The following is a 7,461-nucleotide window of genomic DNA, read 5'->3' on the forward strand; positions in this document are numbered from 1 at the left end:
GCGGGGCTCCAGCCGTTCTTCAATGACTTCGATTCTGGGATGAAAAGAGCTCAGTACGTCGGCCAGTCCAGCGCTGGACACGATGACTTTGTCCATCAACTTCAGCCCGGCCTGCAACGTGTGGCGAAGCCGCTCATCCGAAGGCGCACCGGTGATTTGTGAAGAGGAGACCGGGTACTCGCCGACGTCGTAGATGCGCATCGCCTTGCTCAGCGCGCGAGTGACGGTAAGGTTGTGCAGTGCTGCGTCAGTCAGCGGGTTTTGCAGGATGAGGGTGTCCGGCTTCAGGCGCGCGAGTTCGGCCACGGTCAGCAGATCCGGGGTGATCACCGGCTCGAGGGTCAGGTTTTCGGCCAACTGCTTGAGCGGCCCTGACAAGCGTGTAGTGGTTTTGCCCAGATCGCTCGGGTGCGCCAGCACGACTGGAGCAGGTCGCCACGACAGCGGGCGCCACGTCAGCTCGGTGTTGGTCTCCAGTTGCACACCTTGGGCTCTGGACGAAAAGTTGTCGTTGTACGCCGGATCGTGGGCGACCGCGTTCAGCCATTTGCCGTAGAACGCGAGAGCGGTCGGAGCGGCCGGCTCGGCGGTCACCGGCGCCTCGTGCAGCAGGACGGTATGTGGCGTCCAGACGACCAGCCGCCCCGTGTCTTTGACCCGCAGGCACAGGTCGACGTCGCCGAGCGCCTCGTTGAAATCGCCTTCGTCCATTCCGCCCAACGCGTCATACAGGGCGCTTGCGATCATCAGGCACGCGCCGCTGACCGCACTGTAATTCTGATCCACCACCAGACGTTGCATGTAGCCTTCGCTGGCCGCGTTTTGCCCGCTTAACAGGTGCGTGGCGGGCGCTTCCAGGCCAAGCACCAGCCCCGCGTGGTCGATGGTATTGTCGGGAGCGAGCAACTTCGCCCCAACCACGCCGACTTCCGGACGCTGGGCGTGGTTGAGCAGGTTATCCAGCCAATTGTCGTGCAGCACGGCGGTGTGCGGACTCAGCAAAAGCAGGTAGTCGCCAGTGGCGTGCCGGGCAGCCAGATTGCAGGTGGCCGAACGGCTCATCTGCGCCGGGCAACGCAGCACCCGCACCTGTTCGAGTTGCATGGCTTCGACGCCCAGCAGCCACTCCACGGCGAGCGGGTCCTCGCTGTCATTGTCGGCGATGAGAATCTCGTAGCGGGGGTAGGTGGTCTTCTCCAGAATGCTTTCCACGCAGCGCTGCAGCATCAGGATCTGATCGCGGCTGGTGACGATGATCGAGACCTTCGGTTGCCCGGCGTGCCCATACTGGAGCTGATAGTGCCGTGGGCGGGTTTCGAGGACCTGGCCATTGACGTAATTGCGAGCGACGAGATGGCGCTGCAGCGTGCGCACCTCGTCCGGGTTACTTTCACGCGGCTCGGGCCGGTAGGTGACCAGAGGTTCGGCGATGTGCTCCAGCCCGTCCAGGCCATCGTGCTCGATCAGCCGCAGAATGAGGTCCAGCTCCAGCGCTTGAGGGTAGCGCTCATCGAAGCGGCCTGCGTCGATGGCGGCGTAGCGGTTGAAGATCCAGTGCCGGGCCATGGCGTCGGGGCAACTGAGCAGATAGTCCAGACTGAAGTCGGGCCGCAGCATCACTTCCGAGGAGGGCTCGGCGGTTTGCGCGATTTCATCGGCGAACAACGCACGGGTCGTGGGGGTCTCGGTGAGTTTGACCGCTGCCTTGAGGACACCGGCGGCGTTGAGGGTCGAGCCAGCGTCGAGCAACATGAACCAGTCGAAGCCACTGTCTTCCAGTGCTCGATTCAGTTGCGACGCGCGATTGGCGGCGTCCACGGGCAGGTAAAGGACGTTGCCCGCTGCGTCCGGATGGCCGTTGGCCGGGTCGAAGAAAACGACCACCTGCGGCGGCATCCAACTGCGCAGGGTGGCCTCGACACTGGCCAGGGTCCGCTGCAAGGGTGCGGCCTTGCCCTGCAGGTCCGAGACGAAAATCGCCAGGCGAGGTGCGCCGTGGTGATGTTGAAAATAACGGACGATGTGCGGCTTTTGCGGCCCGCTGGGGCGACGCTTTTCGGTCCACTGCTGGATCTGGTCATGACGCAGTTCGGTGACCGGCTTCTCAAGGTAGTAGGCCCGCAGATTGAAGCCTGCAAAACGCTCCCGGTCGCTCAGCGGTGCGATTTTCACGTCGCCATTGATCCAGTATTCGCGTAGCCACCCCAATTCCTTGGTGATGCGGTAATAGTGGTTGTGGCCTTCTTTGGCGATCTGCGGTGCGGCGCGGGCGATGCTGCTGCTCTGAGTGTCGGTCATGCGGAAGCGAGACAGCGGGCGTTTAAGCAGGGCCAGGTTTCCCTGCCGCAGCAATTTCACGTACAGGCTGATGTCGCCCAGCCAGTGGATCGTCTGACCTTTCAATGACATCAGGTCCTGGCCGTACGCCAGCACATCGTCTCGGCGGCACATCACCGCACTGGGCTCACCCATGAAAGTCAGCGGCAATTCGGACAACAGGGCCACCAGCTCAGGCCCATGAATGACCACGTCGTCTTCGAACGGGAAGTAGGTCAGCAGGTTGTCCGGCAGGAGTTCGCCTTGTTCATCGAACAGACGTCGCGTACCTGCGGCCAGCGTGATGTCCGGATGGCCATGGAGCAGGGCCACCAGCGTACTGACGCAATCAGGCTCCAGCAGGTCATCGTCGTACAGAAATTTGATGTACTGGCCACGGGCTTCACGGATGCCGCGTGCCACGTTCAGTGCTTCACCCAGTGGGTGTTCGTTGCGGTAATAGCGGATCGGCCAAGGGCTTTGCGGGGTGAGCTTTTCGACCAGGTCGACGATACCGTCGTCACGGCAGTCGTCACAGATGACGATCTCCAGTTGATCGTAGTCCTGCGCGAACGCGCTGCGCAGCGCGACCTCGAAGTAGAGCGGCTTATAGGCCGGAATGACGATGCTGACCAGGCGTGACGCGTTCATCTGAATCCTTACATCCGGTTGGGCCGACCCCGACGCTTTGAAAACCCGGCGGGTGGCTGGGGCGTACTGTGTAGGCAGCGCCCGCCTTGCCGGGGCGCTGCAAGAAAGAGGCGTGTCAGGCCCGTTCGGCCAAGGCGCTTTGCAGCACGTCGATGACGCTGTCGAAGGCCTCGCCGTCCAACGCATCGAAAATCGGCAGACAGAGGATGCGGCTGGAAATATCAGTGGCGACTTTCAGCCGCTCCGGTTTGGCCGATTCCAGGTTGCGATACATCGGGAACGTCGAGATCAGCGGGTAGAAATAGCGCCTGACGAGAATGTCACGGGCACGGAACCGCTCGAACAGCGCATCGCGGGACAGCGGAAAATCGTCCCCGACCACCACTGGGAAATAGGAAAAGTTGTGGTCGTCGTTCGGTGAGTAGAACAGTTGCAGGCCTGGCATGTCGGCGATGGCCTCGCGGTACATCGTGTCGATGCGTTTTCTGCGCGCCAAGGCACCGTCGATGTAGTTGAGCTGCAACAGGCCGAAGGCGGCGTTGATTTCACTCATCTTGCCGTTGATGCCTGGCGCAACCACGGTGACCTCGTCGGCGAAACCGAAGTTTTTCAGGTAATCGATTCGTTGTTTGGTCTTCGCATCCGGGCAAACGATGGCGCCGCCCTCGAAGGTGTTGAAGACCTTGGTGGCATGGAAGCTCAGAATCGACAGGTCACCGTGCCGCAGCAGGCTTTGGCCCTGATGGCGGACACCAAAGGCGTGGGCGGCGTCGTAGATGACTTTCAGCCCGTAGCGGTCCGCGATCTTCTGGATGCGGTCGACGTCGCACGGCGTGCCATAGCAATGCACCGGCATGATGGCGGTGGTGGCAGGCGTAATGGCTTCTTCGATGCGATCCGGGTCGAGATTGAACGAGCCAGGGGCGATGTCGACGAAGATCGGCTTCAGACCGTTCCACAGAAGCGAGTGGGCCGTGGCGACGAACGAGTAGGGGGTGGTGATCACTTCGCCCGTCACACGCAGCGCCTGCAGCGCCGTCAGCAGCGCCATGGTGCCGTTGGAGAACAGGCACAGGTGGTCAACGCCCAGGTAGTCGGCAAGATCCCTTTCCAGCTTCTCGTGAAACGGCCCCGCATTGGTCAGATGGCGGCTTTCCCAGATCCACTCCAAGTAAGGAACGAACTCCTCCAGTGGGGGCAGCAGAGGCTGTGTGACGGGGATCTTCTTACTCATGAGGAATCCTGTGCTCCATGGTCGCATAACGGCGAATCCACATGGCCTGCAAGCTGACGGACGCCGTTATGCTCGCTGTCATGGAAATGGCGCTTAAAGCGCTATCCATGCGGAAATAGCAAGAACCCGGCCAACCTTGGGCTGGACGAAAGACGCGCTTGATATTCCGAACGCCTGATGTCTATTTTGTACACCTCGCCGCCACCGCGGCCTGTCAGAGCACCGCCCGACCGGCATCAACACGGCTCGTGCGCCGCTTCATAAAAAGGATTTGAGTCATGTTGAGCGATGGTCACACTTCACTCGCGCAGCGATTGATAGGCATTGATGAAGTCGAATGCGTTACCCCGGATCTGAACGGCGTGCCTCGCGGCAAGGTGATGACGGCGGAGGGCTTCCTGGAGGGGCGCCGTCTGCAACTGGCACGAGGCGTCTTGCTGCAATGCATCATGGGCGGCTACCCCGCCGCAAAGTTCTATGGCAGCGATGACGGCGACTTGGCCCTGGTGGCCGATGCCCGGCAGATACACCGCCTGCCGTGGAGCGAACAACCACGGGCTCTGGCCATTTGCGATGCCGATGAGCTGGATGGCGAGCCTTCCGGGCTCTCCACCCGGGGTCAGCTCAAGTCGGTGATTGCCCGCTACGCCCGCCATGGCTGGTCACCGGTGGTGGCCACTGAACTCGAATTTTTCGTCTTCGCGCCCAACCGCGACCCGAACCTGCCCTTCGAACCGCCAGTCGGTCTGGACGGCCGCCGCGAGGACGGTCAGTCGGCGTTCAGTGTCAGCTCCAACAACGGCTTGCGCCCGTTCTTCACCGAGGTTTACGCCTGCATGGCGGCGCTGGGGCTGCCGCGCGACACCTTCATGCACGAGATGGGCGTCAGCCAGTTCGAGATCAATCTGCTGCACGGCGATCCACTGCTGCTAGCCGATCAGACGTTCCTGTTCAAGCACATGCTCAAGGAAGTGGCCCTCAAGCACGGCCTGACCGTGGTCTGCATGGCCAAACCGCTGGCGCATACGCCGGGCAGCTCAATGCACATTCATCAGAGCGTGGTAGACAGCGCGAGCGGGCAGAACATCTTCAGCGACGCCCAAGGCGAACCCACTGCTGCGTTTCATCACTTCATCGGGGGGCAGCAGGCCGCGATGGCGGACTTCACGGCGCTGTTCGCGCCCAACGTCAATTCGTACCAGCGCCTGTGTCACCCTTTCGCCTCGCCCAACAATGCCTGCTGGTCCCATGACAACCGTGCCGCCGGGCTGCGCATCCCGGCGAGTGCGCCAGTGGCTCGACGGGTGGAAAACCGCTTGCCGGGTGCGGACGCCAACCCTTATCTGGCGATAGCGGCTAGTCTTGCAGCGGGCCTGTACGGGATCGAGCACCATCTGGCACCGTCGGCGCCGATTCAAGGTGAGTTCGCCGTTCCAGATAATCTTTCGCTGCCATGTACCTTGCATGCGGCATTGGAGCGTCTGAAACGCAGCTTGCTGGCCAAGGAACTGTTCGGGGCCGAATTCATCGAAGGCTACATCGCGTCGAAGACCCTGGAATTGACCAGTTTCTTTAACGAAATTACCCCTTGGGAGCGACGTGTGTTGGCTGCCCAAGCTTAAAAACGTCTTGCGCAAACCCTCCATTGACGAGGGTTTGCGTTTTTTGGAAAGCCGATGCGCCAAATCTGGAAATCCTTTCGAGCGCTGTATTTCGCCTCACTGATGATGTTGATCGGTTCAGGCCTGCTCAGCACTTACCTTGCCTTGCGTCTGGCCGCCGATCAGGTCGATGGCCTGTGGGTCGGTGCGCTGATGGCCGCCAACTACGTGGGGTTGGCACTGGGTGGCAAGGTTGGCCACCGATTGATCGGTCGGGTGGGGCATATCCGTGCCTATGCGACGTGTGCAGGGATCGTCGGGGCGGCCGTGCTCGGCCATGGACTGATCGACTACCTGCCCGCCTGGATCGTGCTGAGGATGATCGTCGGCCTCGGCATGATGTGTCAGTACATGGTCATCGAGAGCTGGCTGAACGAGCAGGCGTCGCCCCGGCAGCGCGGCACGGTGTTCAGCGGCTACATGATCGCGTCCTACCTGGGGCTGGTGCTCGGGCAACTGATTCTGGTGGTGCACCCTCAGTTGGGGCCCGAACTGCTGATGCTGGTCGCCCTGTGCTTCACCTTGTGCCTGGTGCCGGTGGCGATGACCCGCAGCATTCACCCGGCGCCGATGCGGCCTGCGCCGCTGGAGCCGTTGTTCTTCATGCGCCGCGTGCCGCAGTCGTTGACCACGGTGTTGAGTGCCGGGCTGATCATTGGCTCGTTCTACGGTCTGGCGCCGCTGTACGCCGCGCAACAAGGGCTGTCCACTGAGCATGTGGGTCTGTTCATGGCGACCTGTATCGGGGCCGGTCTGTTGGTGCAGGGGCCGCTGGGCAAGCTGTCCGATCGCTATGACCGCGCCTGGTTGATTCGCGGTGCGGCCGGGCTGCTGTTGCTGGCTGGCCTGCCGCTGGCGATCTTCCCCTCGATGCCGATTGAAGCGGTGTTCGTCATGGGCTTTCTCGCGTCGCTGTTGCAGTTCTCCCTGTACCCCTTGGCGGTTGCATTTTCCAACGACCACGTCGAAGGCGAGCGTCGCGTCTCGCTGACGGCCATGTTGCTGATGACGTACGGGGTGGGGGCCAGTATCGGGCCTTTGGTGGCGGGTGTGTTGATGAAGCAATTCGGCAGCAACATGCTGTATGCGTTTGTCTGCCTGACCGCGCTGATGCTGGTTTTGCGGGTGCGTCCGAAGGCCGTCACCAACCTGCATCAGGTGCAGGACGCACCACTGCACCACGTCGCCATGCCGGACAGCAGCGCCAGTTCGCCGCTGGTTGTGGCGCTTGACCCTCGGGTGGATGAGCAGGTGGTTCAGGATCAGATGCAGAACCCGAACGAGCCTGGGTATGTGGCCCCTGTGGAGGCTGAGCCTGTCGCGGAGTCGCCCGAGCGTGTCGTGCCCTCGGGGGAGGGCGTGGTGCGGCCGGTGGCGGTGGTCGATGAGGTGAGCGCGGTTGTATCGGCTGATGCGGCACGGGACGTCGGGGTGGATCGGCCGCTTTAGGCTGTGCCTGCGTTGGCTTTTGCCCTTTTTACGCAGTGGTCTGGATGGTGAGGGCTGATCCATTGGCGAGGGTGACGCTGATTCACTGTTCCGCTTTTACAGCGGGTCACTTTCCTTTCGGGGAAAGTAACCAAAGCCATTCGCTCCTGG

At 61.8% G+C, this 7,461-nt stretch carries 4 protein-coding genes; 2 read left to right on the plus strand and 2 right to left on the minus strand.

Translation table 11 applies throughout. The annotated features are described in order from the left end of the window. Positions 1-2,967, minus strand: a 2,967-nt coding sequence (locus tag DBP26_RS26735) for a glycosyltransferase (protein ID WP_112235859.1), incomplete at its 3' end; no start/stop codon positions are given. A 115-nt stretch (positions 2,968-3,082) separates the two neighbouring features. Beyond that, positions 3,083-4,201, minus strand: coding sequence for a dTDP-4-amino-4,6-dideoxy-D-glucose aminotransferase VioA (gene vioA, locus DBP26_RS26740; RefSeq protein WP_108576116.1), 1,119 nt, complete (start codon positions 4,199-4,201; stop codon positions 3,083-3,085). Positions 4,202-4,581: 380 nt separating this feature from the next. On the opposite strand from vioA, the gene DBP26_RS26745 reads away from it, so the two are divergent. Together DBP26_RS26745 and DBP26_RS26750 are read left to right on the plus strand one after the other, a co-directional pair. Beyond that, positions 4,582-5,823 carry a glutamine synthetase family protein gene (locus DBP26_RS26745; RefSeq protein ID WP_177411146.1) on the plus strand — a complete coding sequence of 414 codons (1,242 nt, stop codon included), beginning with the start codon at positions 4,582-4,584 and terminating at the stop codon, positions 5,821-5,823. A 54-nt stretch (positions 5,824-5,877) separates the two neighbouring features. Then, the gene (locus tag DBP26_RS26750; protein ID WP_108576114.1) at positions 5,878-7,311 is read left to right on the plus strand and encodes an MFS transporter; all 1,434 of its coding nucleotides are present in this window, start codon (positions 5,878-5,880) and stop codon (positions 7,309-7,311) included. Positions 7,312-7,461 lie beyond the last annotated feature (150 nt).

Source organism: Pseudomonas sp. RIT409 (assembly GCF_003052515.2).
Taxonomy (GTDB): domain Bacteria; phylum Pseudomonadota; class Gammaproteobacteria; order Pseudomonadales; family Pseudomonadaceae; genus Aquipseudomonas.